This window comes from Alcanivorax sp. HI0083 (genome assembly GCF_001635175.1).
In genome coordinates this window covers 1-1,534 of record NZ_LWFX01000053.1, presented here as the reverse complement: position 1 = coordinate 1,534, position 1,534 = coordinate 1, and the positions used below count along the sequence as shown (strand labels likewise).

Annotated in this window: 3 protein-coding genes; all 3 read right to left on the bottom strand. The window is 58.0% G+C overall.

Going from position 1 to position 1,534, the window contains the following annotated elements; all coding sequences use genetic code 11:
- Window positions 1-87 precede the first annotated feature (87 nt).
- The 3 genes from A3754_RS00555 to A3754_RS28380 all read right to left on the bottom strand — a co-directional run bounded on the left by A3754_RS00555 (window position 88) and on the right by A3754_RS28380 (window position 1,520).
- On the bottom strand, window positions 88-510 hold the full coding sequence (locus tag A3754_RS00555) for an OsmC family protein (RefSeq protein ID WP_231880427.1): 423 nt from the start codon (window positions 508-510) through the stop codon (window positions 88-90).
- A 139-nt stretch (window positions 511-649) separates the two neighbouring features.
- A complete protein-coding gene (locus A3754_RS00550; RefSeq protein WP_063518559.1) occupies window positions 650-1,342 on the bottom strand; it encodes a hypothetical protein in 693 nt (230 codons plus the stop codon).
- A gap of 79 nt (window positions 1,343-1,421) precedes the next feature.
- On the bottom strand, window positions 1,422-1,520 hold the full coding sequence (locus tag A3754_RS28380; RefSeq protein ID WP_255363092.1) for a DUF6231 family protein: 99 nt from the start codon (window positions 1,518-1,520) through the stop codon (window positions 1,422-1,424).
- Between the last annotated feature and the right edge of the window lie 14 nt (window positions 1,521-1,534).

Sequence of the window (1,534 nt, the reverse complement as noted above, 5' to 3'; positions counted from 1 at the left end):
CGGGAGCGGGTGTTGATTGGGAAAGAAAAAAGGCCGCGTTCAGGGACTGAGCGTGGCCTTTTTTGTGCTCAGTGACCGACTGCCGGTCTACTGTCGCGGTTCGATCCGCACCTCACTTCTCACTGACTGGGCGATAAAGCATTTCTCGTGGGCACGCTGGTGCAGGGCCTGAATGGTGGTGATGTCCGGTTGTTCACCGTTAAAGGTGACCAACGGTTGCAGGACCATGGTCTGCATATAAATCTTTGCCTGATCGTTCTGCCCCAGTACGCCCTGTGGATCATCATCGTAACTGGCCACCGACAGCCCTTCGCGGGCCGCTTCGGTGAGGAACGAGAGTAAGTGACAGCTGGCCAGGGCGGCCAGGAAGGCTTCTTCCGGTTCCATGAATTCCTGATGACCGTGGTGGCCATCGACCACGCGCACTTCATTGCCGTCTGGAAGATGCCAGAGGTAATGTTCCCGGTCGCCGTGGGCGGCCCAGCTAAGATGCATGGTGTGTTGTGGCACGAAATTTCCCCGGTTGATGCGTCGTCGTCAGGTGGCTGTCAGGCAGTCTGTCTGATGAGTATGCCATCAAAATCCGCTCTTGCCATGACGACTTGGAGCGAATGTACCTGTTCAGGGGTCAGGTCGCGGTCGGTAACGGTCAGCCTGGGTTGGTCGAATCGCCTTGTTGGCTCAGCGACCAGTAGCGGAACACAGCAATATTGACCAGCGCGCTGAGCAGTGAAACGGGCAGGGCCGCCAGTAACGAGGCCGCGGCGGCATGGCTGACCACGCCAAGAATGGCACTGGCCACCAGGCTGCTCATCATCAGGTACGCGAGAAATACCAGCACCAGCACCAGTAACAGCGGCCATTGCTGGGCCTGGGTCATCTGGAAAGAATGGCGCAGGGCGTCGACAGGATTTTGCTGCTTGAGTATCACCAGCAGAGGGGCGAAACACAGGCGAGTGTAGACCCACACCGCCGGGAAAAACAGGGCCATCCAGCCTAAAGACACACCAATGGCCATCAGCGCATAGGTGAGCAGCAAGGGTGGGTAAACCAGTAGTGCCGGGGCGATACAGGCCAGCAGGCCGCGGGGTTTGCCGTTGCTGCTGGCGGACAGTTGCACATACAGCGCACCTTCCGCCAGTGGGCGCACCAGTAAAATAATGGCCAGGCTGATGCCGCTGAATTGCAGGGCGGCCCCTTCGGTTTCTGGTAGCACGAACGACGGGCCGAAGATCCACTGGGTGGCTTCAGTGATCAGGGCAAAGGGGGCGGTGACCAGAAACAGCGGGCCAAGGTGCCGCCACCAGAAAATGAAAATTTCGCGAAAACGGTGTCCGATCATGGTGGGCCATCAATTCAGTTGACGGCGCAACCATACGACAGCGCTGCGTCCATTGCCAGAACGCAGCGCCATGCCAAGGTTACCACCAGTATTTCCCCCAGTTTTCCGGGTTGGCCCAGAAGCGCGGGTTATTCCATTTGCGTTCGAAATTGTAGTTATCCAGGTCGTAGCTGTAGATGTTCAGTTCACGAC